This window comes from Sporosarcina sp. FSL W7-1349, assembly GCF_038003045.1.
In the GTDB taxonomy this organism is placed as follows: domain Bacteria; phylum Bacillota; class Bacilli; order Bacillales_A; family Planococcaceae; genus Sporosarcina.
In genome coordinates, this window is sequence record NZ_JBBOOK010000001.1 from 1,055,759 (window position 1) to 1,080,191 (window position 24,433).

Consider the following 24,433-nt stretch of genomic DNA (forward strand, 5'->3'; position numbering starts at 1 on the left):
CCTATATATAACATGTACTGAGTACATATTATATATAGGTGCTTATGTTTTCTAAAGTAGGTCTCTGTTTTCATTGGAATTCAGCTTACTAAAGCAAGTCACAATACTTTTCTGCCAACTTTCCGCTTTTATTCAGCCAAGTACCGAGCTGTACTTTATATTCCTTCGTATGCTTTCTGTAACTCCGCAAGATCAAGCTTTTTCATTGTAAGAGTTGCCTGATTAACATGCGCAATTTGTTCCGGTGTGCCACTCGTCATCATCTCTTCCATTTCGCTCGGCACAATTTGCCAAGACACTCCAAACTTATCTTTCAGCCAACCGCATTGCTCGGCTTCAGGAACCGCGGACAGCTTTTCCCAGTAGTCATCAATCTCTTCTTGTGTATCGCAATAGACCATAAATGAGATGGCCTCGTTAAAACTGAATTGATGATCCATCGCGCTGTCCATTGCGGTTATCCAATAATTCTCAAGCATAAAATCAGAAAACATGATGTTTCCTTCTTTGTCAGGTTCCATGCCTTGGGGGTAGCGCGCAAGAAGGCCTTGTTTTGCATTCTTAAATACGGACAAATAAAAATGGATCGCTTCTTCTGCTTTGCCGCACTGATCCCCGACAAACAATAGCGATGGTATGATCGTAGGCCGCTCTTCCCCTTCTGGATTCGTAAGGATTAACTGCCACGACAAACCATACTTATCTTGAATCCAGCCATACTTCTCACTGAATGGATACTTACCAAGCGGCATTAACACAGTTCCACCTTCGGACAATTTATTCCAAACCTCATTTATTTTTTCACTCGCGTGTTTTTCTCGGGATGGGTCAAAATTTACGAAGAAAGACACCGACGGATTGAATTTGAAAAAAGGACCCGCGTTGATTGCCATGAATTTTTGTCCCCAAAGTTCTAATGAAACTAGTTCGGCATCACCGGATGGTGTGTCATGGACTGTTGTTTCATTTGTAATTCTGGAGTCCGGGAAAATGGAAGCATAAAACGCTGCTGCTTCCTTCGCCTCCTTGTCATACCATAAATGTGGAACGATGTTTTGATTTTTTTTTGTCATAGTCGATCCTCCTAATTTTCCGTTGACATTTTACTGTAGCAGGTCTGGAAGTAGACAGCTCCTAAGGATTACGACTGCTAACAGACCTGTGTAAATCCAATGGCTAATTATAACTTTCTTCGAAGATATTTTATTTCCTCTTTTCGATGTTAGATGAAATAAAGTGATGTCATGAATTCAATATCAATTAATTGGATTCCTGGTCGGTTTATATACCTCTATTCAGCAATCAAAATGTATAATACTGTAGAATTCTTTTGGACATCTGAAAACTCTGATTAGTATTTTTCGGGAAAAGCTCCTGTTTACGGTAGAACATTGGCTATCTCAGTTTTACTTGAAAGGAGATTTGAATATGGGGATTTTTAAAAAATTTGCTTTACAGTTTGGGAAGCCAGAAGGGATGTTAGGCGGCATTGCAGGTAGATTAATGGCATCCACAAATGTTGAAAAAAACAAGTGGACCATTTCATTGTTAAATATTCAAAGTTCGGATTACGTCTTGGAAATTGGTTTCGGGCCAGGGATTGCAACTGAACTAGTTTCAAAAGTTATTCACGACGGGCATTATGTTGGAATTGATTATTCAGATGTCATGTTACGGCAAGCAAGAAAAAGAAATAAAAAGGCGCTGCAAGAAGGAAAAGTCACATTAAAACTGGAGGAAGTTAGTAATATATCTCCATCTGATCTCAAGTTTGACACAGTGTTTTCAGTTAATTCCATTATTTTTTGGGAGGACCCCGTTAACTCATTGAAGAGAATACGCAAAGTGATGAAACCAAAAGGTCTAATCGCCTTAACGGTCCTTCCATACATGAAAGGCGCGACGGAAGAAACATCAATAAAACTAGGGAGCGATATCAGTCAGTATCTAAAACAAGCAGGGTTTTCTACTATTAAAACGGAATTAAAGGAAATGAAACCCGTTGCCGCGATATGTGTACTTGGAGTTAATCAATAAGGAAAGTCTAGCTTTCATATAGTGTGGAGGAAATTCTACCTGCCTAGAAAGCTGGAATAAGTTTTTCTTCCTTCAACAGATGGCCCTGAAACAGGCATCATGCACGATTCAATCAGTGGGTCCTAAAGCTGCGATTACTTACTTGGACTGTAAAGGAGAGAATTGGATTCTATGGAGTATGGTTTTTGGTTAGTAATCATCTTCACAATATTTTACGAGCCAATTATCGGATATTTTGATTTCCAAAAATTTAAAGTGGATATAAAAGAAAATCAAAACGCGAGATTGAAATATTATATAAATACAATAATTGGTCTATGGGTTCCTACCATCTTCATTTTATTATTAGTTTTTATCTCAGATCTCACTTTAAATGATATTGGATTGTCTATTCCCAGTATTAACACTGATATCTTAGGATCATTCGTTACGTATTCTGTATTTGCTATTGCTTTCCTTTATTTAGTTGGCATCTTATACTATTCTATTGGCTATCAATTTAGCGATAAGATTAGAACTAAATTTGCACAAACAAAAGAGAAGGAATGGGAAAATGTCAATTTTTCAATAATACTACCCATTACTAAAAAAGAAAAAAGATTATGGAGTTATGTTTCGTTAATAGCAGGAGTTACCGAAGAAATAATTTATAGAGGTTTTCTACTCTTCGCTTTAAGTTATTTATTTCCTAATTTCTCGATTTGGTTAATTATAATGTTTTCTTCCCTATTGTTCGGATTAGCTCACACTTATCAAGGCTTTACAATTGGGGTATTACGAACAACTGTTGTTGGAGTAATATTTTCAGTTCTATATATTGGAATCAGTTCAATTTTGCCACTTATCGTCCTTCATTTTTTGATAGACTATGTAGCAAAGTTAGGTGATGTAAAAGCACAAAATTAAATTTATACGCTTGGAGCAATTATTAAGTACAAATCAGCACTGGTTTTTACTTCCTGTAATGACATTAACAGTCCTAAAGAATATTGAACTTTTAACCTTGACCGATCGTCTCCCCACTACCGATTCTACGGCCTTCATTAATGCACTCAACGTCCTTTAGAAGTTCTTTTTGTCGAATCGAGTAGGAGGGAGTGATTAGCTCCCGACCTCTCACACCACCGTACGTACGGTTCCGTATACGGCGGTTCAATAACTTAAGTATCGACGCTCATACAAGTGATTCAGGTCTTTCAGACCCCACTTGGTGAGCGTTTCTGCTTTGATTGCTTTATGTAGAGTTTCGCTTTTGGAGACTCTCCAATATCCCTTTCGGGAATTTGATACTTTCCAAGCTTCTTCATGTAAAATTCCCAGCCTTCGTAACTGACGGTATTTTGTCCATATCTTCTTCCAACGTTTCCATATCAGTTGACGTAACCGATGGTTCAGCCATTGTGCCATGGATTTGATAAAACTTTTCATAAAGCCAATTCCATAGTAGTTTATCCAACCTATTGTCACTTGGTTGATTTCTTTGGCAATCTCGTCAAAGCGGCCCGGGCGATTCCGTTTGGTGATTTTCTTTAATTTTGATTTGAATCGACTTTTTGCGGAGTGATGTGGTCTACAACCCACACCTTTAGATGTGGAATGGAGGCAGAAACCGAGGAACTTGAGTTTGACCGGAGAACCCACCTTGCTCTTTTCTTGGTTCACTGTCAGCTTCAAATCATGTTCAAGGAACTTTGTAATGCTTTCCAAAACACGTTCCCCTGCTCGCCTGCTTTTCACGTATATGCAGAAATCATCCGCAAATCGTACGAATTTATGCCCCCGTCTTTCAAGTTCCCTATCTAATTGATTCAAATAGACATTGCTAAGAATCGGGGAGAGTACGCCACCTTGCGGAGCACCTTCTTCTGTTGGACTGATAAGTCCATCTTCAAGGATGCCACTCTTTAGAAACTTCCATATCAACTTTAGGACAATCTTGTCGTTTATGAACTCTTTTAGATATTCCATCAGCTTCTGATGATTAATGGTGTCGAAGTAGCTTTTTAAATCACAATCGACTACCACTCTATAACCTTGTTCATAATATGTGATGGATTGCTTAATGGCTTGATGCTGATTCCGTTTTGGACGAAAACCATAGCTCCTCTCCGAAAAATGAGGGTCAATGATTTTACCAATCACCTGATAGATGGCTTGTTGAACCATTCGATCCCGTACACACGGTATGCCGAGTTTTCGCATTGACCCATCTAACTTTGGAATTTCAACACGTTTTACTGGCAGTGGTTCGTACGAACCGTCTTTCAGCTTTCTAATAAGTTGGGTTCGGTATTTGGCTACATGACCTAAAAGTTCATCTACTGTCATTTCATCGACACCCGGCGCCCCTTTATTTGCCTTCACTTTCTTACAAGCGTTAAAGAGGTTGTTGATGTCGACTACTTTATCAATCAAATCGATACCATCCTGTCGCTCCATTTCTGTAAAGACAGGACTGCACGCTCCCGCATATTCTTCGGTTTCCAACCTATCCCTTTGCGGCCAGCCATCTGCCGATGTTTTCTGTGGTCTTTGCACTGTCTTTACCTCCATTTCATTTCAGGATTATTATTGTTCAGCCCTTCGTCCTTATGGACTACTATGGCTTCTGCTGACTTCTTACAGTTCAACCTGCCATCACTGACCGGTTTGTTCCTGTGGGATATTCCATCCCTCTTGTCGGGAACCCCTGTAAGACCTCCCCGGGTAAGAGCTATAACCTTCCTCCCATGTAACCGCTGCATTTACTGTATGGAACTCGGGCAGTATTGGACTTTGTTTTGTACGGCAAACTCGTCCGTTCCAATTCAGCCTCATATGCAGTTTCTGTCCGTCGGTTCGGGATTTTGCCGCCGGCTTCCTTCAGATTCCACCTCACGGTGGACACCCTTGCCTTAAGCTAACAGTTCCTACTGCCAAGCCTGTAGTGGACTTTCACCACCAAGTTATAGCCCATGCCGGGCACACCTTAAAAACCCCCTTTAGATAATCATCCAAAGGGGGAAAACGATATCACTTTATTTTAATCGGTACATCTTTTTTCAAACGGTACGAATTTATTTTAAACTTATGGCCAGCCGCGCTGCCTTCTTCTTCATTTCCCCGAACAATGCGTCCAGTTGTACAAACGCATAGTGACTGGCGAGTTTCGCCTTCACGAATTCCAGGCGTTCGCCTCCGTTTAATGGGGATAATCGGTAGCCTTCCCGCCCGCTCCGCGCATCGGTCTGCACACCACCCAGTTCGAGCAGCCGTTCATACATTCCAACCGCTTCTCGCATCATTTCCGCGGCTCGTTTGTCTTTCTGTGCATACAATGCCTCAATCGTCTCCCGCTTTGTTTCCCACTCTGCAAAATACGGGGAAAGGACCTCCTTGTCGATCCGCTTCCCGTCATTCGGCACGTTCTTTCATCCTCTTCTTCCCTTCCCGGCAGAGCGGCAACAGCGGGCATTCCGGACAGTTGGGATTTTGCGCCTTGCAGTGGTAACGCCCGAAGAAAATGATCCGATGATGCGTATCGGTCCATTGCTCCCGCGGCGTCCAGCGCATGATTTTCTCCTCGACGGCAAGCGGCGAGTCTTTCCAGCGGTTCATGCCGAGCCGTTTCGCCACCCGTTCCACGTGCGTATCGACCGCCATCGCAGGAATTCCAAATGCGTTCGAGACAACGACATTGGCTGTCTTGCGCCCCACGCCCGGGAACGTCATGAGCACATCCCGGTTCGGCGGCACAATGCCCCCGTATTCGTCAATCAGCAATTGGCTGAGCGCCCGGATGTTTTTCGCCTTGTTGCGATAGAGGCCGATTGAACGGATATCATTTTCCAGCTCCGCCGTCTCAACCGCCAAATAATCCTCCGGCGTCTTATATTTTTTGAATAAATCCGCCGTCACCCGGTTCACCAGCACATCTGTGCATTGGGCGGATAACAGCGTAGCGATGAGCAACTCAAACGGATTCGCATGCACGAGTTCGCAATGCGCCTCCGGGAACATTTCCCCGAATTGTTCCAGGCAATATTCCCATTGTTTTTTCGTCAACATCTATATCTACTCCCGTTCTTCCAACCAATTATAAAAAGGTACGCGCTTGACCTGGATTTGCTGTTGAAACTGCGGAGTTCGTGTCCCGCTCACGCTACGAAACGATTTCGTCTGCCGTTCGACATCCGCCAATGTTTTGACATTCTTCTTTTTCCATTCGAATAAAATCCGGTCAATATACCGCAAACTCATTTTCTGGGCAAGGACCGCTTCCTTCAGCGCCGCCCGGATGATTTCCACGGAATGGCCGTCTTCATCGAGCCACATCGTAATCGATTCGCATTCCATCGGTGACAACAGCCGTCCGAATTCCTGCTCGAACAACGTGAAAATTTCGCCCTCTTCCTCTTTCTTCTGCTCCTCCACCGTATCGCATGCACTCAGCATTACGTGATCGACCAGGCGATTCCAGAGCGGCTGCAATGTGAACGTTTCAATCAAGACACCGTCCACGTCCTTGCCTTGGTCGATTTGAAGAAACCCGTTCTGCATGAGCCGCTGCAAAATTTGCGAAACCTCATTTTCCGTCAACTCCATCCGGTCCGAAAAATCGGCAGGGGTCGGAAATCGATTGCCCTCCATCTGAAATGAAGTCATCTGCAAAACGAGCATCGCGTCCAAGTCTTTGATTCCCAAGCTTTTATAATGGTGAAAAAAAAGCTGAGAAACTTGTACATTCCCCTGCTCAATCCAAATTCGGAGCCGTTCTTCGTGCTGCATGTCCGAACTCCTCTCTATTTTCTATGTATCAATCTCACGCCACGGTGTGAGATAAAACTGCATTCAGCTCACCAACTATAGAGGTGGAAGTCTTCTGCTGAATAAAAAATAAACAGGCAGGGGTCCGCGATAATCCGCAGCACCCCCGCATCTGAAGACATTACTTATCGGTCAAGCTTTCCAGTTCTCTTCCACAAACGCATGGATGCGGCGGACCGCCTCTTCCAGCAGGTCGATCGATGTCGCATAGGACAAACGGATGGTCGTCGGGGAACCGAACCCGGATCCTGGAATGACAGCCACATTCGCTTTTTCCAGCAACGCTTTCGCAAAGTCGTCGACGTTGGCAAACCCTGTTTTTTCCACTGCTTCCGAAACTTCCGGAAGCAAGTAGAAAGCGCCTTGCGGTTTGATCACTTTAAAGCCAGGAATGGCCGACAGCTTCGGCATGATTTGGTTCAACCGGGATTCGAATGCTTGTCTCATCGTTTCGACTGCATCTTGCGGGCCGTTGTAGGCTTCCAACGTCGCATATTGAGAGGTCGTCGTCGGATTGGACGTCGAGTGGCTCGCAAGGTCCGTCATGGCGCTCACCACTGCCGCATCGCCCGCGATATAGCCGATCCGCCAGCCCGTCATGGAGTGCGATTTGGAAACGCCGTTGATGATTAACGTCCGTTGTTTCGCATCATCCGATAATTGGGCGATGGACACATGCTTCGCGTCGCCATATACTAATTTCTCGTAGATTTCGTCCGAGATGATCCAAATGTCTTTCTCTTGGCACACTTTCGCAATCTCTTGCAGTTCGTCTTCTGTATAGATCATCCCTGTCGGATTGCCCGGTGAATTGATGACGACCGCTTTCGTTTTCTCCGTGATGGCCTTGCGGATTTGATCGGCCGTCACTTTGAATTGCGACTCGGCCGTCGCTTCCACGTAAACCGGCTTGCCGCCCGCAAGCTTCACCTGTTCCGGATAGCTGACCCAATACGGGGTCGGAATGATCACTTCATCACTCGGATCGAGGATGACTTGGAATAATGTATAAAGGACATGTTTTGCGCCGATTCCGATCATGATTTCATTGCGCGCGTAATCGAGCCCTTGATCTTTCTTCAGTTTTGCGATGATGGCATCCTTCAACGCCGGGAGCCCGCCTGAAGGCGTATATTTCGTTTTCCCTTCTTTCATCGATCGGTAGGCCGCTTCAATGATGTTGTCCGGTGTATTATAATCCGGTTCCCCTGCGCCTAGCCCGATGACATCGATTCCCGACTCTTTCATCTCTTTAGCTTTCGCCGTGATAGCCAGCGTCGTCGAAGGTGAAAGCGTATTTACTCTGGATGCCAATGTTTTTGTCATTTTCTTTCGCTCCCTACTTATAAATTCAAAATTCTTTTCCACCATTGTCCACTTTCGAATAGGACATAGACATAATTCAGTTTGCCGTCTTTGCTCGTGAAGGCGACTTCCCAGACAGGGCCGACTTCTTCCATCCCGAGTGCCGCATGGAGCACCTTTTTGACGTCCAGTTCTTTTTGAACCGTCTGAATTGCGGTTTTTGCGGTAATCCCTTCAGCAAGCTTTACTTCCTGATAAGTCTTTTCCGGTTCCCGGCCGACGAATACAGCTTTCTCCACGCCGTCACCGTCCACTCCCCGGACAGTCACCCAGGTACTGCTCCCCTGATAGGCATCCGCCCGCTTGACGTCTTTCAACTGCCCCGTCTTCAGGACGGAGTCGATTGCCGCCTGCTCCACATCCGCAAATGGCTTGTTCGCGTTATACAGCACGATGATCGTAATGGCGATCGTCAATGCCAATAGGAAAGTGGTGATGAACTTGATCCAATTCAGCATGTGCTCACTCGTCCTGTCCGTTTTGGATTCGTCCATTGTTTCATTTGTTTCCCTACCTTGTTTTCAATCGAATACTTAGTCATTATAACAATTTTCAAGCTCATCGACCATATTTTCTAGCGTCACTTTCCGGATCGGCACATCAGGCAGCGACTCGAGAAAACGGCGTCCATATGATTTCGTTTCGATCCGCCGATCCAGCAGGATGAAGAACCCTTTGTCGGACGATGCGCGGATCAGGCGCCCGAATCCTTGCCGCAAGCGCATGACTGCCTCAGGCAACGAGTAGCCGTTGAATGGATGGATTCCCTGTTCCGTCAGCTTGGCTGCCCGTGCTTTGAATAAAGGATCTTCCGGCGACGAAAACGGCAACCGTACGACGATGACGGCGGATAATGCCTCACCCGGCACATCGACCCCTTCCCAGAAACTGTTCGTTCCGAAAAGGACCGCTTTGCCATATTGGCGGAACGACTTCAACAACCGCATGCGGCTGCCCGAACTAACTCCTTGGGCAATAAGCACGAACTCTTCCAGCTGTTCGCTTTCGACAATCAGTTCATACGTCTTGCGCAACATATCTTGCGAGGTGAATAAAACGAAAAGCCTTCCTTTCGTCACGAGCACCGTCTCCACGACAGCGTTGGCGACCGCCTCTATATAATCCGTCTGCGCAACTTGCTGGATGTCCGGCATGTCTTCGACGATGAAAATCTCGGCCCCCTCGTAGAAATGAGGCGGTGCATCGAATTTCAGGAGCGGAACCGTGTCGGCGATCCCTAGCTGCCTCATGACGTACCGCTCATCGCCCGCCACCGCCAATGTCCCGGACGTCCACAGGAGGCCCGCCTGTTGCTGCTTCATCCGTTCGGCGAATTGGCGAATCAATCCGGTGCCGGTTAACCGAGTTTTCATGACCATCAAGCTGCCCGGAATGCTACGGCGGTCTTTTTCCACCCAGACGGCATAGTCTTCTTGGTTCCTATCCAGAAAAATTTCAATCCACTCGCCCGCCTTGATTTTCAACTCCTGCACCCAATACGCCCATTCTGATAGGATGGCTGCCCCTTTTTGCGTCAATTGATCCCGATTGCTCACCACATCTTTTGCGAACCGTTCAGCTTGTTGCAAATAAACGGATAAGCTAGTGGCGACGTCCCGGAAACAAGGCTCCGACTCCGTATCAGGCAGCGGGAAGACGATCCGGTTGCCTGCTTGTTTGTCCGGCGCAGTTGGCTTATGCGCTGCCAGATGATCAACAGCGACTTCGAATGCCATTGCAAAATCAAGATAGGCGGCATCGAGTTCCAGTTTTCCTGTCGGCCGATAAGACTCTCCCAAACAGTCTTTGAGCAGCGACTCCATCTGCTGAAGCAATTGCCCTTCCGCATCCGAACCGAGCTGTCCCATGCAATATTTCCAATTCGTATAGGAAAATGCAGTTTCATTCATACGGGAAGCGGTTTGAATGAACTGATGGGCTTCGTCGACAATCACCCCCGCAAGCGGTTGGAACACCGTCTGCTCCCGGTCCAGGTCGGAAAGGAGCATCGCATGATTCGTAATGATCAAATTGGCGTCCTGGCAAGCAGCCGTCTGCCTGGCATGGAAATCGGCGAAACGCTCATCAGGCGCCATTCGCTCCGATCGTTTCCGGATGCGGTTAAGGAACAGCTGACCTCCGCCTGAAACGTTCAGCTCTTCCAAATCGCCGGTCACCGTTTCGGTCAGCCAGACGAGGATCTGCATCGCGGTGAATGTTTCATCGTATGATTCATCGGTAATCCGGAGCAGCTCCTCGAATTTTCCTAACGAGATATATTGCTCCCTGCCTTTCAAGACGGCGACCGGCAGATCGGCCCCCAGCAGGCGGCGCACTTTCTCCATCTCTTCCTCGACGATTTTGTCGACGAGATGGTTCGTATATGTACTGACGACAACCGGTTTGCCGCTTTTTATGGAATGGATGGCCGCTGGCAGGAGATAGGCAATCGTCTTACCGATACCCGTCGGCACTTCGGCGGCGACTTCCGAACGCTGTGCCAGGACATCCCGAACCGCATCCATGAAGAGGAATTGGGCATCTCGCTTTTCGAATCCATCGAACTGCTTCGTGAATAAGGCGATTTTGGCCTCCTCAGTGTCCGGGTATGACGGAAGCTCGAAGACTTTTCCAGCAGACTTCGGGCCGATCCGGTACGGGATTCCCCGGTATGCCGAGATGCCGCGCTCTTCCATTGATCGCATTCGTGCGGCTTTCAACGCTTCATAGAAAACGGTGGACAGGTCCGATTTCAGCAGGAAAGACCGCCGATGCAACAGCTCCAACGTCCCTTTCGGTAAGTCTTCCAATTTGGCGAGGCAGGCAAGGAAAAGCTCGGCCGTTGCCGCCGCATCGTCATCGGCCCGGTGTGCGGATTGAAGCGGTATGCCAAGCTCCTCCGTAATATCCTGCAACCGGTAGCTCGCCGAGGATGGGAACATAATTTTCGCCAATTCCACTGTATCGATTTTCTGCCCCGTCCATTTGCCGAGGCCGCATCGTTTGAATTCATTTTGTAAAAAGGCGAGGTCGAAGTCTGTATTATGTGCCACAAATACAGTGCCTTCCAACCGCTCCGCCACTTCCTGCGCAATGTCTTCGAACATCGGCGCCTCTTTAACATCATTGTCCGAAATCGATGTCAACTGGCGGATGAAGGCGGGAATCTCCTTGCCGGGATTGACGAACCGGACATACGGTTCGCCGATCCGGCCATTCTGAATGAACACGATGGCAATCTGGATGATCCGGTCCCCGTTGGTCGAAGAATGACCCGTCGTCTCCAGATCCACCACCGCATAAGTTCTATTATCCATTCCATCATCAACTTCCTGTTTTCATACTACAGCAAATTGTATCATACTCTCGGCGGCAGTAGAAACAACCGAGTGCCTATCCTTCAATCAAACAAAAGTGCGTGAATAATCATGAATGTTGCAACAAACACGTTTGTTTGAATTAATGCGTTTGTCGTGTTTGTTTCGGTGCCTGGCACCAAAAACGGGAGCAATCCGGATTCCAGATCACTCCCGCATGATGTCATCAGATCGTCATGGCTTCCTTTTCTTTGATGATTTCCCGGACGCCATTGTTTTCATCCATGATCAACACAGTCGGTTCATGGGTGCGCGCTTCTTCATCCGTCATATAGACATACGACAGGATGATGACGATATCACCCTTTTGCACGAGACGTGCAGCTGCACCGTTGACGCAAATGACGCCGCTGCCGCGCTCTCCCGCGATGATATACGTTTCGAAACGGGCACCGTTGTTATTGTTCACGACGTGGACTTTTTCGTTCGGCAACATGCCAGCCGCATCTAGCAGATCCTCGTCAATTGTGATGCTCCCGACATAATTCAAGTCTGCTTGTGTCACGGTCGCACGGTGTAGTTTGCTGTTCATCATCATTCTGAACATAATAACCATCCTTCATTTTAAGATTATATTATCAATCAATCGTGTCTTTTCAAAATGCACGGCACAGGCTAAAATGGCTTCCTCCGATGATGGGTCGTACTCGGTTAATTCAGGGTAGGACAGCAAGGATACATAATCGATCCTCCCCGTACTGTTCCCGGTGATGTACGCCGCCACTTTTTCTTCAATCTCCCCTGCCGGCTTTCCTTCGGCAAAGAGTTCCGCCCCCAGCTCCAGCGCTTGCCGGATGGCGGGCGCTTCCTGCCGTTCCGTCTCCGATAAGTTGACGTTGCGCGAGCTTTTCGCCAGGCCGTCTTCTTCCCGGACGGTCGGGACACGGACGATGTTAGTCCGCAAGTTGAAATCTCGGACGAATGTCTCGATGATTGCCAACTGTTGTGCGTCTTTCATTCCGAAATAGGAACGGTCGGGATCAACGATATTGAACAATTTCAGGACGACTTTCAGCACGCCGTCGAAGTGGCCCGGGCGGGATGCTCCGCAAAGTGCGGTCGCTTGTGCTCCCGGCAGGATCCGGATGCCTCCGTCGGTCGGATACATTTCTTCCACGGACGGGATGAACAAGTAGTCGACCCCAGCACTTTCCGCCAGTTTCGCATCCCGATCAATATCGCGGGGATACGATTCGAAATCCTCCTCTGGCCCGAATTGGGCAGGATTGACGAAAATGCTCATGACAACGGTATCATTTTGCTTCTTCGCTTGTTTGGCGAGTGCCAGATGGCCTTCATGCAGGAATCCCATCGTCGGGACGAGGCCGACTGTACGGCCTGCCCGCTCATTCCGATCCAGCTTCTGTTGCAATTCTTTTATCGAATGGATGATTTCCATCGGTTCAACCCCCATACAAGACAGCCAGCTCTTCTTCCTTCATCGTGAAGCGATGCTCTTCAGCGGGGAATGAACCCTCTTTGACCTCGGCGACATACTGTCCGATCCCTTCTTGGATGATCGGGCTAAGATTCGCATACGATTGAACGAATTTTGGAATCCGGTGACTGCCATATTTCAACGTATCATGGAACACGAGCACTTGGCCATCGGTCTCGGCACCAGCCCCGATACCGATAATCGGAATGGAAACGGCAGCTGTCACTTGTTCCGCCAACTGGTACGGAATGCACTCAAGCACGATCATGCACGCGCCCGCCTGTTCGCAAGCGATTGCGTCATCGATTAGTTGTTTCGCGGCATCCGCTGTTTTCCCTTGTACTTTATACCCTCCGAGAACAGCAGCCGATTGCGGCAGCAGTCCAAGATGACCGATGACCGGAATACCTGTCGAAGTCATGAGGCGAATTTTCTCAATAACATCACCCGCTCCTTCCACTTTCAAGGCATCCGCTCCAGTTTCCTGGAACATGCGAATCGCTTCCGTCAAAACCCGATCGTCGGAACCGTGGCACGAACCGAACGGCATATCGACAACCGTAAACGTGTTGGGCGCACCCCTTCTGACCGCTTTCCCGTGGTGGATCATATCATCCACCGTCACCGACGCGGTCGACTCATAGCCAAGGACGACCATTCCAAGTGAGTCGCCGACTAGCAATACATCGACACCGGCCTCTTCCGCCAACTTCGCCGATGGGTAATCGTACGCGGTCAGCATGGCAATTTTCTCACCATTTTGCTTCATCTTCATAAAATCCTGTGTACTCTTCTTCACTCCATTTTCCTCTCCTTTCGGGGAGAAAACCTGAAAACCAAAAAATCAAAAACCCTTCTTCCCAAAAATGGACAGAAGGGTTGTGTAGGCATCAATAGATGGTTTCCTCCGTCCCTGTCTGTTTGTAGATCAAGGCAGATCTTGTTGAAATATACAATTTTCTAGATGTCCCTGAAAGGTGCAGTTCCGATTGATACCGCCCTTCGACATTACTATACCAAATTGAGACTATTTTGTATACGATTCATTTCGGAATTTCGATGTCCGCCGAAAAAATCCCTCGTACCGATCCATCATCGAGACGGACTTCAAGCACGCCTTCATCGGAAATCCCGACCGCCGTACCCTCGATCGTCTCATGAAGCATAACGGCACGGATCCGCTTGCCCATCGTATTCGAGTACCCTTCCCAGACAAGTTTGATCGGCGCAAAACCATGTTTGACGTACATATCAACATATAATTCAAGATAGCCCAATATTTTGGCAATCAATTCCGCCCGGTCCACATCTTTCCCTGTAACGAGCTTCAGCGAAGTCGCAATCTCTTGCAATTCTTCAGGGAAATCGGCCTTCTCCTGATTGACGTTCATGCCGATTCCCAAAATAATCGCCTTTACCCGATCGGGATCTGCCTGGAGCTCAGTCAAAATGCCGGTCACTTTTCGGCCATCGACCAAAATGTCATTCGGCCATTTGATCGCCGGTTCAATGCCCGTCAACTCTTCAATGGCGCGCGTCACGGCGACCGCCGCCACCAACGTCAATTGCGGAGCTTGCTGCGGTGTGAGTGATGGGCGCGCGATGACGCTCATCCAAATGCCTTTGCCCGACACCGAACTCCATGGCCGGGACAGCCTCCCTTTTCCGGACGTCTGTTCCTCCGATATGACGACCGTTCCATCCGCAGCACCATTTTGAGCTTCATCATGCGCGATGAGCTGAGTTGATGGGCACGTCTCATAATAAAGGATATTTCTTCCGTACGTCTTTGTGGCCAAATAATTTTGGACGTTCGCCTCGTTCACCAAGTCCGGGGATTGGATCAAATAATATCCTTTTTTCCGGATCGTGCCGATTTCATATCCTTCCTGTTCCAGTTCCTTGACATATTTCCAGATCGCCGTCCTCGACAGGCCGAACTGTTCCGCGATCTCTTGTCCGGAAACCGGTTCGCCTCCCGCTTCGAACAATCTTTTCAGCAATTCATTCTTCACGATTGAACTCATTCAAAAACCATCCCTTTATATCGTCCGGGTCATTGGTGCATTTCCCATGGAGAACGGCCGATTCGATTTTTTGTATCCAGTCGCCGGTCCATTTTCCGCCCCTGACACCGGCCCAGCCGATTAGATCGCTTCCTCTCACCGCCAAGTCCGCCTTCGATCGGATCGGCAGCTCACGGTGCCTTCTTTCCATTTCTTCGAATGAAGTCGGCTCGATTCTCGGAGCCAATTTGCGAAGAAGCTTTTCACAGACGAGAAGGACATCCATCGCATATGTATAGAAATCCTCCACAGTATACGGACGGGTCCCCCGTTTTTCCATCAAGTCCTCGACATTATGGAGAAACTCCTTTTCCCGATTGGATAATTTATAAGCCCGTGCCACTTCGGAAGATCCGAATTTTCCGGCGGCCATCAAACTGGCCCAGCCTTCCGATGCTGTTTCGTACGGGGCTGTCCGAGCAAGTGCTGCTCCGTCTTCCGGAAAAAGCGGCAAAACTCCGCTCAGTCCTGTGTCGGCTGCATAGCGAAACGCTTTTACGGGGTTTATTCCGGTAAACAGCTTATCCATCTCAGCTTTAATCCGTTCAATGGCGATATGCCGAAGGAGTGCTTTCTTCTTCCCGATCGCTTCACAAGTATTGTCCTCGATCGTAAAATCCAGCACGGAAGAGAAACGGATGGCCCGGACCATCCGAAGAGCGTCTTCATCGAACCGTTCCGTGGCCTTGCCAATCGCCCGGATGACGCCCAGCTCCAGATCGTCTTTCCCCCCGAACAGATCAATCAATTTGCCTTCCCGCGTCACTGCCAGCGCATTGATTGTATAATCCCGGCGTGCCAGATCCTCCTGCAGCGACCGGACAAATTGGACCTCATCCGGCCGCCGATGATCCGAATACGTCCCTTCCGTCCGATACGTTGTCACTTCGATCGCTTCCCCGTCGAGCAAGACAAGTACGGTGCCATGGGCAATCCCGACGTCGACGGTATTTGGAAACACCGCCTTTACCTCAGTCGGTTCCGCTGATGTCGCAATATCGAAATCCTTTGCCGGCTTGCCGAGCAGGAAATCCCGCACAGCCCCCCCGACAAAGACCGCTTCGTAGCCTTCCTTTTCCAGAGCCGCAATGGCCTTCTTTCCTGCCGGGGTCCCGAATTGTTCGATCATGCTTTTCCCGCCACCTCGTAATAAATGGTTTCATATTCGGAAACAATCGTTTCCGTGTTGAACTTTTCTTTCGCAATCGCCAAGGCATGGCTTTTAAACGTATCAAGCAACGCATTGTCATTCAGCAACAGGATCGCCTTGGCCGCCGCTGTCTCGCAGTCGCCAAGCGGCACGAGAAATCCGTTGACCCCGTCCTCGATCACTTCCGGAATGCCGCCGATTTTCGTCGCGATGGACGGCACCCCGCAAGCGAGTGCTTCCAGCAGAACTAAGCCGAACGCTTCCTTTTCGGACAGATGGAACATGACATCGCTGATTGCGAGCAATTCAGGCAAATCATCCCGTTTTCCAGTGAAGATGACGTGGCGCTCAAGGTTTAATTCCTCAACGAGCCTTTCCATTTCCAGTTTTTCCGGACCTTCTCCGACAAGCAGCAATTTGACATCGGCCATTTGTTCGACCACTTTTTGGAAACTCATAATGACATCCGGAATCCGTTTCACTTCCCTGAAATTCGAAATATGAATAATCACTTTTTCTTCCCGGCGGATTCCGAGTTCCTGCTTGAGCAGACCCGGGTCGACCGGATAATAACGATTTTCATCGATAAAATTATAAATTCGCGTAATCGGACCATCTGGCCGGATCAATTCCATCGTTTCCTGCACGAGACAGTCGGAGACCGCGGTCGTCCGATCCGACTTGTTGATGCCGTAACGGACTGTATTGCGCAAACCTGGATCATGCCCGAGAATTGTGACGTCTGTTCCATGCAGCGTCGTGATGATACCGATATCGGATTGGGCCATATCCTTCGCAAGCGATGCAGAAATCGCGTGAGGCACCGCATAATGGACATGAAGCAAATCCAGTTGTTCCTCCACGATCACTTGCGCAATTTCGTTGGCGAGCGCGATATCATAGGGGGGATATTTGAAAACGGAATACCCTTCGATTTTCACTTCATGAAAAAAGATGCGGGGATTTTCTTCAGTGAGTCGGAAAGGGCGGCCTGATGAAATGAAATGCATCTCATGGCCCCGCTCCGTCATCTTTTTACCAAGTTCCGTTGCGACAACGCCGGAACCGCCTAAGGAAGGGTAGCAGATGACTCCCACTTTCAGCTTATTCACAAGCGCTCCCCCTTCTGGATCCTATTTTACTCGATAATATTCTCCAATCCATAGATGAAGTCTTCCCCTTCCATGACGTGACGAATCGCCATGATAATCCCCGGCATGAAAGACTTGCGGTCGAATGAATCATGGCGAATACTCAGCAGTTCTCCTTCGCCGCCGAGCAGCACTTGCTGGTGGGCAAGCAGTCCTGGAAGGCGGATACTATGGATTTTCATGCCATCCACATCGGCACCGCGCGCTCCTGGTTGATGCTCCTGCTCTTCCGGATGGCCCTGGATATGCGGCGTCCGGACTTCCTTGATCATATCCGCCGTCTTCACCGCGGTTCCGGACGGTGCATCCAGTTTGCGGTCATGGTGCATCTCCAGAATTTCGACATCCCCAAGATAACGGGCTGCCATTACAGAGAATTTCATCATCAGAACGGCACCGATAGAGAAGTTCGGCGCAATGATGCCGCCGATTTGGGCTTTATGCGCCATATCGATCAATGTGTCAATCTCCTCGGCAGTCAAGCCCGACGTACCGATTACTGGCCGGATGCCAAATGATATAGCCTCCGTCGCATTTTGGAAAACAGCGTCTGGATCTGTCACATCAAGCAAGACATCCGGCTTGTCAAAATCGGCCAAATGGGCAAGCGAAGTGTAAATCGGAATTCCGCCTCCGTCCGATACGATTTCCCCATCCTTGATATATTGCCCTTCGAATTTATAATCGAGCGCTGCCACCACTTCCATGTCAGGCGCTTCAGTGATCGCTTGGATTGCAGTCGTGCCCATACGGCCCCGTGCTCCTGCGATTGCCACTTTGATTGTCATTTCGGTTCCTCCTTTTTAGTCCAGCGATCGGCATCCCGCACTTTAAACTTCTGCAGGACAGTGCTCAATGCATCTTCCAAACTGATGCCTTGGGAATTAGCAAAGCAGACGAGAACGAAAAACAAATCGCCCACCTCTTCTTCCATTGAACGGACCGCTTCTTCCGGCTTTTTCTTTTTCATTCCATAGACATGCTGCACTTCCCTCGACAGCTCCCCCAACTCCTCCGTGAGCCGGGCCAGCAGTTCCATCGGGGGGAAGTATCCTTCCTTGAAACCGTTTATGTATTGATCGACTTCTTGTTGCAAGTGTTCCAATGTCTTCGCTTGTTGCATAAACGTCAACTCCCTACCTCATCGTATTCATTACCACCAATATTGTCAAAATAAAAAATATCATTGATAATGGCTTTATTGTACCAAAATGAAGGGAGTGCAACGATTGCTCGAAACAATTAAAATCAAAAATATCATATTCATCATTCTCGGCGCAGCCATTTTCAGTTTCGGCCTTGTCCATTTCAATATCCAGCATGCTTTGGCAGAAGGCGGCTTCACCGGAATCACGCTCATTTTGCTTTTCGCATTCGACTGGGATCCTGCCATCATGAACTTGGTATTGAACATCCCAATGTTTTTCCTCGGCTGGAAACTGCTCGGCAGGCGGATGTTCATCTATACGATTATCGGAACCGTTGCCGTATCCGTTTTCCTGAAAGTGTTCATGAAATACCAGATCGATATCCATTTACAAGATGATATGTTCCTCGTCGCCCTCTTTGCCGGTGTCTTCATCGGAGTCGGACTTGGCATCATTTTCCGCAACGGTGGAACGACGGGCGGTGTCGACATTATCGCGCGGCTGATAAATAAATACATCGGCTGGAGCATGGGGAAAACAATGTTCCTCTTCGATGCACTTGTCATGGCCGTTTCCTGGATCGTCTATCTAGATCACCGCTCGATGATGTACACGTTAGTCGCCCTTTACGTCAGCGCGCGTGTCATTGACTTCGTACAAGAAGGGGCCTATGCCGCCAGGGGAGCCTTCATCATTTCGGAGAATCAAGACGCCATCGCGACAAAAATCACCTTGGACATGGAACGAGGCGTAACCGTTTTCCGAGGGTACGGACATTTCACAAAAGGCGATCGAGAAATCCTCTATTGTGTAGTCGGGCGAAATGAGATCATGCGATTGAAAAACATCATCACATCAGTCGATCCCCATGCCTTCGTCACCTTGACGGATGTCTATGATGTCATGGGAGAAGGCTTCACCCTAGATGAACAAAAACGGCCAATCGATCGGTGACTGTCACCTCCTCAAGGAACCAAAAAGGCTGTCCTTTTCCGGACAGCCTTTTGCTTATTCTCTGTTCGTGAAAATCAAGATAAGGCGGACTAGCTCCAACACGGCGACAGCTGCTGCTGCGACATAAGTCATTGCGGCGGCGCTCAACACTTTTTTCGCGTGCGGTTCTTCCTCATTGCGGATAACACCGAGCTCCACGATTTGATTCATCGCACGGCTGGATGCATTGAACTCCACTGGCAATGTGACAAGTTGGAAGACGACCCCAACCGCCAACAGAACAATCCCGATCAACAGCATGGAATTCAAGTTGGAGAAAATAAGGCCAATCATGATGAAAATCCAAGAAGCATTGGAAGTCAAATTGACGGCAGGCACCATCCGATGGCGCAAACGCAAGAATGAATAGGCTTCCTTATCTTGAATCGCATGTCCGACCTCGTGAGCTGCGACCGCTGTTCCCGCAACCGATGCTTCGCGATAGTTTTGTGGTGACAAAGCAACTGTCTTCGTAAGCGGGTTATAATGATCGCTCAGAAATCCTTGGCCTTCCACGACTTTCACATTGTGCAGTCCGTTGTGGTCCAAAATGAGCCGAGCCACTTCCGCACCCGTCATACCGGATGTCGAGCGAACTTTTGCATATTTTTTATACGTACTTTTTACTTTGAATTGAGCATAGAGCGGCAAGATAATAATTGCTGCGAAGTAAATCCAAAACATTTTCAGTTTCCTCCCCTTTCTCTCTACTCTTTATTTTAGTATGCCCCAGACGGAACCGCAACTATTTGCTATTTCGATTTCGGTCGCTTTCTCCAAATCCAGAAGGCCAGCCAAATACACGCCAAGGAGAGCCAGAATGTGAAATAACCGATTGGCTGCATATACTTCATGATGTCATAGTAAATCGGCATTTGACCGAACACATAGTCAATCACATCATTATGCAATGTCCAGATGGCAGCCAATACGATATGAACGATGCCAAACCGGTAAAATGAGCTGTACAATACCGCTTGTACCGCCATGGCAAAATGGGAGACGACAAGCATCCAGCCTTCCGGACCGATGGACCCTGTCTCCCAAAGCGTCATCATATTCATGACGACGGCCCACAGACCATATTTCACTAAAGTGATAAGAGCGAGCGCTTCCACTAGTTTGAAATTCCGGCCCACAATCCAGCCAAGGAGCGCCAAGCAAAAAAACAGGCTGGCTGTCGGACTATCCGGTACGAAAATCCAGAAAAGCGGTTCCGTTATCTGGAGCTGCCACATATACCAATAGTATCCGTACACCGTGCCGAATATGTTGACATATAACAAAATCCATAGAAACGATTTATGTGATAATATCGACCAACCCAGTCTGAATATGGAACTCATGGACACCTCTCCGATTGGTTTGATAAATAACTTGTATGTATGAAAAAAAGAGCCAGTTTCCTGACTCTTTTTTATTCGGATGAATCGGAACGCAGATTAGGCATCCGATCTTATCCGTATTACTCTTCGTTACCCAATTCTGAGATGAATTCAGCCATGACTTGGAGATCTTCCTCCGAGCCATCCCATGTTCCAGGAGGCATGTCGCCAATCCCATCATGGGCAATCGTTACGATTTCTTCCGGAGACAAACCGGTACCCGCAAGCGGTTTACCGAGTCCGCCTTGGAAGGCATCGCCGTGACAGCCGATACAAGTAGAAGCGGCATAGATTTGATAACCTTCTGCTTCAGCATCGTATTCGACCTCTTCAACAATCGCACCTTGTGCTTTTGCAGCTTCCCAGTCATGGTTCACATAAGATTCCCAAGTCAAATAGAAAAGTGCTGCGAAAGTCAATAGCATGAATGCTGTCGGAAGCGGGCGTTTTAACGGACGGCGTTCTTTCGTTGTGTCCATGAATGGCACGAGCATCAAAGCACCCATAGCCAGTCCAGGAATGATGATCGCACCGACGACGTTCCATGGTCCGGAAGCGAATTCATATTTCAGCAATTGGTACATCGAAAGGAAGTACCAGTCCGGAACCGGCATATATGTCGTGTCCGTCGGATCTGCTTGACGTTCAAGCGGAGACGGATGAGCGACTGTTAAGATCAAGTAACCGATGAGGAAAACAGCTCCGACCATCCATTCCTTCAAAAGGAAGTTCGGCCAGAATGCTTCCGTTTTACCAGGATATTCTGAGTAGTCTTTCGGGACGTTCGGCATCTTGCCTTCAGCCTTGATACGTGAGTCCCCGACAAACTTCATCCCTTTACCGCGCTGCATAGTGTCCCCTCCTTAAATAAAATCAGCGTTGGACCTATTCGATTTCTTATAGCGGTCCGGAAATACCTTGTCTTCGGATCATGATAAAGTGTGCCGCAAGCAACCCAAGCAAAGCAGCCGGTAAGAAGAATACATGAATCGCGAAGAAACGTGTCAATGTTTGTGCACCGAGAATAGTCGAGTCCCCTGCGAGAAGGATTTTGATCGATTCCCCGATGAATGGGACGGAAGCGGCAATCTCGATCCCTACTTTCGTAGCGAACAATGCTTTCATATCCCATGGTAGTAGATAGCCTGTGAAACCGAGACCAAGCATGACAGCGAAAATCAACACGCCGACAACCCAGTTCAATTCACGTGGCTTCTTGTAAGAACCTGTAAAGAATACACGTAATGTATGTAGGAACATCATGACGATGACTAGCGATGCCCCCCAGTGGTGCATCCCGCGCACAATTTCACCGAAAGCTACTTCATTTTGAAGATAGTAAACGGATTTCCAAGCATTTTCAATGTCCGGTGTATAATACATCGTCAAGAACATACCGGATAAGATCTGGATGACAGTGACGAAAAACGTCAATCCCCCGAAACAATAAATGAATGCGGAAAAGTGGTGTGCAGGGTTTACGTGCTCAGGTACTTCGTGGTCAGCGATATCGCGCCAAATCGGGGTGATATCCAACCGTTCGTCAACCCAGTCATAAATTTTATTCAGCACTTCGGTCGTACCCCCTTACTTTTTAGACTAATGTGTTCGGTATTGTTTTCCCGAGATAGACAAGCCCATCTACCACTTCGACTTCATACTCGTCAAGTGGACCGATTGGCGGGGTCCCTTTTACGTTTTCACCGTTTTTCAAGTAACGTCCTGCGTGACATGGGCAGAAGAATTCATTCGCATGCGCAGGGTCCCCTCCCCAGTTCACCGTACAACCCAAATGCTTACAGACAGGGGAAAGCGCGATGATTTTATCGCCTTCTTTATAGACCCAAGCCGTGTTGGATACGTCGGACTTGTACCAAGCATCTTGTCGATCCTTGATCGTAAAGTCGACACGAACCGGCTCCTCCGTAAGATCGTCCGCCTTATGCTCTGTCGGGATGAAATCACCGCCACCAGAAGCTTGCAAGACCGGATCGATTGCAAAGCGAACCATTGGCATCAGCATTGCAGAAGCCATGAAGCCGCCCGTACCCATCAATGTATAGCTAAGGAATTGGCGTCTAGACACTTTCTTGCTCATCAATTTCCCTCCTCTTACTTAAAGGTCAGTCCAACGGACATGCTTTTTCTAATTGTAATACTAGGACATATCTATGATATATCAATGCGTAGGGAAATTCAATCATGCTTTCCATACGTATTTCAGATTGTGAACAAATCTTGAATTTTTGATGAACATGGCGAATCGAGCCACGAAGCGCTCGATTTGCCGTATTTCCACGCACTTTGCAAAAATTAAGACATTCTCCTGTTACCAAGCGCTACGCTTTTTGGCACAAAGGCCGTTCTTCGTGATTGCATTCCCTGAAGCCGTCCATTACAAATTATTTATTTATTTCAAATAGTTCAACTTACTATAACTTGTCCAAAGCTCATTTTCTTCATTGCCCTGCCCATGCTGCAGAGAATTTTGGCACCAATTGGCGAATCTGATCTTCCATAATGGACTGCCGCAGTTTGGCGTCCATGCTTTCAAGAGGAATGGCGGGCAGCCAGATCACCTCTCCTGCAAGCTCCATGCTTGTCCAATCCGGATCTGTCGTCAGGAAGAAAATATGTTTGAACGGCATCCGGGATAAGTCTTCCGACCACGTTTTGCCCATCTGCTCCAGATCGACGGAAGGCGTGTAGGAAAACGGCGGAACCAGCACCATCCGTCCTTTGAATTGTGTTTCGATGAACATCGTCAAATTCATAAGGAAGTCCGAGGAAGACGCCGCGGTTTTCATCTTCTCCAAATCTGTCTCCACCTTGATGAGGGGGACGAGCAATGTGTCGATGTATTCCGTTTGTTGCAAATAGGTATCCAGTTCCTTGGCAGTCCAATTCATTTGAATTCCCCCTTTACACATGATGAAACGACTCCATCTAAAAAGGATGGAGTCATCAGTTTTTTGATAATTTCATATCGTTCAGCATGGCAGATAGCTTGATGAACCGTTCCCTGTCATTGGAATCCAATGCCTCATCGACTCGTTTCATCAATGATTCCAGCGTCATCGATTCGATACTCTCTTCAATCAATCGCTCCGCCAGTTTCCGATCGCTTTCACTTACTTGCAAATAGGCTGGGAGAAACGGATTTTCCTCACGGACGCTTGCATATTGCGGACAGGCATGGCTATTCGGGAAATTCAATTGGATATACATCTTGTCATCCGGATGCAGCCGAAGATCATGGAATGATTTTTCGGCATCCGCTGTCATCAAATTCCCCTTGTAAAAACGGAACGGGATACTTTCGGAATCCGTTGTCGACATGACCATTGCCCGTGGACAATAATGCGCCTCATCCGTGAAATGTACGTTCTGCAGAAGGTGCTCATGGCTTAGTAGATAATTCAAGATCCACACACATTCACGGCGTTTCAATTTATACCGTTTCAAGAACCAACGAACGAAGTCCTTTTTCGCTGTGACAGGAATCATGGCCGTCATA

The 24,433-nt window shown here is 48.0% G+C and carries 26 protein-coding genes; 3 read left to right on the forward strand and 23 right to left on the reverse strand.

Going from position 1 to position 24,433, the window contains the following annotated elements; genetic code table 11:
• Positions 1 to 155 precede the first annotated feature (155 nt).
• Positions 156 to 1,073, reverse strand: a complete 918-nt coding sequence (locus MKY41_RS05275; protein WP_340744046.1) for a VOC family protein — start codon at positions 1,071 to 1,073, stop codon at positions 156 to 158.
• Positions 1,074 to 1,428: 355 nt separating this feature from the next.
• Between MKY41_RS05275 and MKY41_RS05280 the strand changes: the two genes are divergently transcribed.
• Positions 1,429 to 2,037, forward strand: coding sequence for a class I SAM-dependent methyltransferase (locus tag MKY41_RS05280; protein WP_340744047.1), 609 nt, complete (start codon positions 1,429 to 1,431; stop codon positions 2,035 to 2,037).
• Between the two features lie 171 nt (positions 2,038 to 2,208).
• Positions 2,209 to 2,943, forward strand: a complete 735-nt coding sequence (locus MKY41_RS05285) for a CPBP family intramembrane glutamic endopeptidase (RefSeq protein WP_340744048.1) — start codon at positions 2,209 to 2,211, stop codon at positions 2,941 to 2,943.
• 246 nt (positions 2,944 to 3,189) lie between these two features.
• Here the strand turns inward: MKY41_RS05285 and ltrA are convergent, their stop codons facing one another.
• The 15 genes from ltrA to MKY41_RS05360 all read right to left on the reverse strand — a co-directional run bounded on the left by ltrA (position 3,190) and on the right by MKY41_RS05360 (position 18,513).
• The gene (gene ltrA / locus MKY41_RS05290; RefSeq protein WP_340745601.1) at positions 3,190 to 4,476 is read right to left on the reverse strand and encodes a group II intron reverse transcriptase/maturase; all 1,287 of its coding nucleotides are present in this window, start codon (positions 4,474 to 4,476) and stop codon (positions 3,190 to 3,192) included.
• 617 nt (positions 4,477 to 5,093) lie between these two features.
• Entirely contained in the window at positions 5,094 to 5,441 is a 348-nt protein-coding gene (locus MKY41_RS05295; RefSeq protein ID WP_340744049.1) for a YpoC family protein, read from the reverse strand.
• Complete coding sequence (gene nth, locus MKY41_RS05300) at positions 5,431 to 6,084, reverse strand: endonuclease III (protein ID WP_340744050.1); 654 nt, start codon at positions 6,082 to 6,084, stop codon at positions 5,431 to 5,433. Before nth ends, MKY41_RS05295 begins: the two co-directional genes overlap by 11 nt.
• A 6-nt stretch (positions 6,085 to 6,090) precedes the next feature.
• The gene (locus MKY41_RS05305; protein ID WP_340744051.1) at positions 6,091 to 6,804 is read right to left on the reverse strand and encodes a DnaD domain-containing protein; all 714 of its coding nucleotides are present in this window, start codon (positions 6,802 to 6,804) and stop codon (positions 6,091 to 6,093) included.
• Positions 6,805 to 6,975: 171 nt separating this feature from the next.
• A complete protein-coding gene (locus MKY41_RS05310; RefSeq protein ID WP_340744052.1) occupies positions 6,976 to 8,169 on the reverse strand; it encodes a pyridoxal phosphate-dependent aminotransferase in 1,194 nt (397 codons plus the stop codon).
• 17 nt (positions 8,170 to 8,186) lie between these two features.
• On the reverse strand, positions 8,187 to 8,666 hold the full coding sequence (locus MKY41_RS05315; protein WP_340744053.1) for a cell wall elongation regulator TseB-like domain-containing protein: 480 nt from the start codon (positions 8,664 to 8,666) through the stop codon (positions 8,187 to 8,189).
• 75 nt (positions 8,667 to 8,741) lie between these two features.
• Complete coding sequence (dinG, locus tag MKY41_RS05320; RefSeq protein WP_340744054.1) at positions 8,742 to 11,525, reverse strand: ATP-dependent DNA helicase DinG; 2,784 nt, start codon at positions 11,523 to 11,525, stop codon at positions 8,742 to 8,744.
• A 226-nt stretch (positions 11,526 to 11,751) separates the two neighbouring features.
• Entirely contained in the window at positions 11,752 to 12,132 is a 381-nt protein-coding gene (gene panD / locus MKY41_RS05325; RefSeq protein ID WP_340744055.1) for an aspartate 1-decarboxylase, read from the reverse strand.
• Positions 12,133 to 12,144: 12 nt separating this feature from the next.
• Positions 12,145 to 12,984 (reverse strand): pantoate--beta-alanine ligase, encoded by an 840-nt coding sequence (gene panC / locus MKY41_RS05330; protein WP_340744056.1) that lies wholly within the window; start codon positions 12,982 to 12,984, stop codon positions 12,145 to 12,147.
• A gap of 4 nt (positions 12,985 to 12,988) precedes the next feature.
• On the reverse strand, positions 12,989 to 13,822 hold the full coding sequence (panB, locus tag MKY41_RS05335) for a 3-methyl-2-oxobutanoate hydroxymethyltransferase (protein WP_340744057.1): 834 nt from the start codon (positions 13,820 to 13,822) through the stop codon (positions 12,989 to 12,991).
• A 244-nt stretch (positions 13,823 to 14,066) separates the two neighbouring features.
• The gene (locus tag MKY41_RS05340; protein WP_340744058.1) at positions 14,067 to 15,050 is read right to left on the reverse strand and encodes a biotin--[acetyl-CoA-carboxylase] ligase; all 984 of its coding nucleotides are present in this window, start codon (positions 15,048 to 15,050) and stop codon (positions 14,067 to 14,069) included.
• Positions 15,028 to 16,218: a CCA tRNA nucleotidyltransferase gene (locus MKY41_RS05345; protein ID WP_340744059.1), complete on the reverse strand. Its 1,191-nt coding sequence runs from the start codon at positions 16,216 to 16,218 to the stop codon at positions 15,028 to 15,030. The genes MKY41_RS05340 and MKY41_RS05345 overlap by 23 nt, the downstream gene beginning before the upstream one ends.
• Positions 16,215 to 17,342, reverse strand: a complete 1,128-nt coding sequence (gene bshA / locus MKY41_RS05350; protein WP_340745638.1) for an N-acetyl-alpha-D-glucosaminyl L-malate synthase BshA — start codon at positions 17,340 to 17,342, stop codon at positions 16,215 to 16,217. Before bshA ends, MKY41_RS05345 begins: the two co-directional genes overlap by 4 nt.
• A 35-nt stretch (positions 17,343 to 17,377) precedes the next feature.
• Entirely contained in the window at positions 17,378 to 18,178 is an 801-nt protein-coding gene (gene dapB, locus MKY41_RS05355; RefSeq protein WP_340744060.1) for a 4-hydroxy-tetrahydrodipicolinate reductase, read from the reverse strand.
• Positions 18,175 to 18,513, reverse strand: coding sequence for a nucleotide pyrophosphohydrolase (locus tag MKY41_RS05360; protein ID WP_340744061.1), 339 nt, complete (start codon positions 18,511 to 18,513; stop codon positions 18,175 to 18,177). Before MKY41_RS05360 ends, dapB begins: the two co-directional genes overlap by 4 nt.
• Positions 18,514 to 18,619: 106 nt before the next feature.
• Here MKY41_RS05360 and MKY41_RS05365 point away from each other — a divergent pair, with 106 nt between their 5' ends.
• Entirely contained in the window at positions 18,620 to 19,492 is an 873-nt protein-coding gene (locus MKY41_RS05365) for a YitT family protein (protein ID WP_340744062.1), read from the forward strand.
• Positions 19,493 to 19,546: 54 nt separating this feature from the next.
• Here MKY41_RS05365 and MKY41_RS05370 read toward each other — a convergent pair whose 3' ends face one another.
• From MKY41_RS05370 to MKY41_RS05400, 7 genes are all read right to left on the reverse strand, one after another.
• Positions 19,547 to 20,215, reverse strand: coding sequence for a zinc metallopeptidase (locus tag MKY41_RS05370; protein ID WP_340744063.1), 669 nt, complete (start codon positions 20,213 to 20,215; stop codon positions 19,547 to 19,549).
• Positions 20,216 to 20,283: 68 nt separating this feature from the next.
• Positions 20,284 to 20,877 carry a DUF1405 domain-containing protein gene (locus tag MKY41_RS05375; RefSeq protein ID WP_340744064.1) on the reverse strand — a complete coding sequence of 198 codons (594 nt, stop codon included), beginning with the start codon at positions 20,875 to 20,877 and terminating at the stop codon, positions 20,284 to 20,286.
• Positions 20,878 to 20,996: 119 nt separating this feature from the next.
• Positions 20,997 to 21,767, reverse strand: coding sequence for a menaquinol-cytochrome c reductase cytochrome b/c subunit (locus tag MKY41_RS05380; RefSeq protein WP_340744065.1), 771 nt, complete (start codon positions 21,765 to 21,767; stop codon positions 20,997 to 20,999).
• Positions 21,768 to 21,813: 46 nt separating this feature from the next.
• Complete coding sequence (qcrB, locus tag MKY41_RS05385; RefSeq protein WP_041074536.1) at positions 21,814 to 22,488, reverse strand: menaquinol-cytochrome c reductase cytochrome b subunit; 675 nt, start codon at positions 22,486 to 22,488, stop codon at positions 21,814 to 21,816.
• A 22-nt stretch (positions 22,489 to 22,510) separates the two neighbouring features.
• Positions 22,511 to 23,014: a QcrA and Rieske domain-containing protein gene (locus MKY41_RS05390; RefSeq protein WP_445683301.1), complete on the reverse strand. Its 504-nt coding sequence runs from the start codon at positions 23,012 to 23,014 to the stop codon at positions 22,511 to 22,513.
• Positions 23,015 to 23,375: 361 nt separating this feature from the next.
• Entirely contained in the window at positions 23,376 to 23,825 is a 450-nt protein-coding gene (locus MKY41_RS05395; RefSeq protein ID WP_340744067.1) for a YpiF family protein, read from the reverse strand.
• A gap of 55 nt (positions 23,826 to 23,880) precedes the next feature.
• Complete coding sequence (locus tag MKY41_RS05400) at positions 23,881 to 24,432, reverse strand: ReoY family proteolytic degradation factor (protein WP_340744068.1); 552 nt, start codon at positions 24,430 to 24,432, stop codon at positions 23,881 to 23,883.
• Position 24,433 lies beyond the last annotated feature (1 nt).

What these genes read in the sequence shown, in the direction of transcription:
- panC (WP_340744056.1), bottom strand. Translation starts at nt 12,984, where the DNA reads ATGGAAATCATCCATTCGATAAAAGAATTGCAACAGAAGCTGGATCGG.
- panD (WP_340744055.1), bottom strand. Translation starts at nt 12,132, where the DNA reads ATGTTCAGAATGATGATGAACAGCAAACTACACCGTGCGACCGTGACA.
- MKY41_RS05285 (WP_340744048.1), top strand. Translation starts at nt 2,209, where the DNA reads ATGGAGTATGGTTTTTGGTTAGTAATCATCTTCACAATATTTTACGAG.
- dinG (WP_340744054.1), bottom strand. Translation starts at nt 11,525, where the DNA reads ATGGATAATAGAACTTATGCGGTGGTGGATCTGGAGACGACGGGTCAT.
- dapB (WP_340744060.1), bottom strand. Translation starts at nt 18,178, where the DNA reads ATGACAATCAAAGTGGCAATCGCAGGAGCACGGGGCCGTATGGGCACG.
- nth (WP_340744050.1), bottom strand. Translation starts at nt 6,084, where the DNA reads ATGTTGACGAAAAAACAATGGGAATATTGCCTGGAACAATTCGGGGAA.
- ltrA (WP_340745601.1), bottom strand. Translation starts at nt 4,476, where the DNA reads ATGGAGCGACAGGATGGTATCGATTTGATTGATAAAGTAGTCGACATC.
- MKY41_RS05345 (WP_340744059.1), bottom strand. Translation starts at nt 16,218, where the DNA reads ATGATCGAACAATTCGGGACCCCGGCAGGAAAGAAGGCCATTGCGGCT.
- MKY41_RS05315 (WP_340744053.1), bottom strand. Translation starts at nt 8,666, where the DNA reads ATGCTGAATTGGATCAAGTTCATCACCACTTTCCTATTGGCATTGACG.
- MKY41_RS05275 (WP_340744046.1), bottom strand. Translation starts at nt 1,073, where the DNA reads ATGACAAAAAAAAATCAAAACATCGTTCCACATTTATGGTATGACAAG.
- MKY41_RS05370 (WP_340744063.1), bottom strand. Translation starts at nt 20,215, where the DNA reads ATGTTTTGGATTTACTTCGCAGCAATTATTATCTTGCCGCTCTATGCT.
- MKY41_RS05310 (WP_340744052.1), bottom strand. Translation starts at nt 8,169, where the DNA reads ATGACAAAAACATTGGCATCCAGAGTAAATACGCTTTCACCTTCGACG.
- MKY41_RS05390 (WP_445683301.1), bottom strand. Translation starts at nt 23,014, where the DNA reads ATGAGCAAGAAAGTGTCTAGACGCCAATTCCTTAGCTATACATTGATG.
- MKY41_RS05340 (WP_340744058.1), bottom strand. Translation starts at nt 15,050, where the DNA reads ATGAGTTCAATCGTGAAGAATGAATTGCTGAAAAGATTGTTCGAAGCG.
- MKY41_RS05375 (WP_340744064.1), bottom strand. Translation starts at nt 20,877, where the DNA reads ATGAGTTCCATATTCAGACTGGGTTGGTCGATATTATCACATAAATCG.
- MKY41_RS05380 (WP_340744065.1), bottom strand. Translation starts at nt 21,767, where the DNA reads ATGCAGCGCGGTAAAGGGATGAAGTTTGTCGGGGACTCACGTATCAAG.
- MKY41_RS05400 (WP_340744068.1), bottom strand. Translation starts at nt 24,432, where the DNA reads ATGACGGCCATGATTCCTGTCACAGCGAAAAAGGACTTCGTTCGTTGG.
- MKY41_RS05305 (WP_340744051.1), bottom strand. Translation starts at nt 6,804, where the DNA reads ATGCAGCACGAAGAACGGCTCCGAATTTGGATTGAGCAGGGGAATGTA.
- MKY41_RS05280 (WP_340744047.1), top strand. Translation starts at nt 1,429, where the DNA reads ATGGGGATTTTTAAAAAATTTGCTTTACAGTTTGGGAAGCCAGAAGGG.
- MKY41_RS05395 (WP_340744067.1), bottom strand. Translation starts at nt 23,825, where the DNA reads ATGAATTGGACTGCCAAGGAACTGGATACCTATTTGCAACAAACGGAA.
- MKY41_RS05360 (WP_340744061.1), bottom strand. Translation starts at nt 18,513, where the DNA reads ATGCAACAAGCGAAGACATTGGAACACTTGCAACAAGAAGTCGATCAA.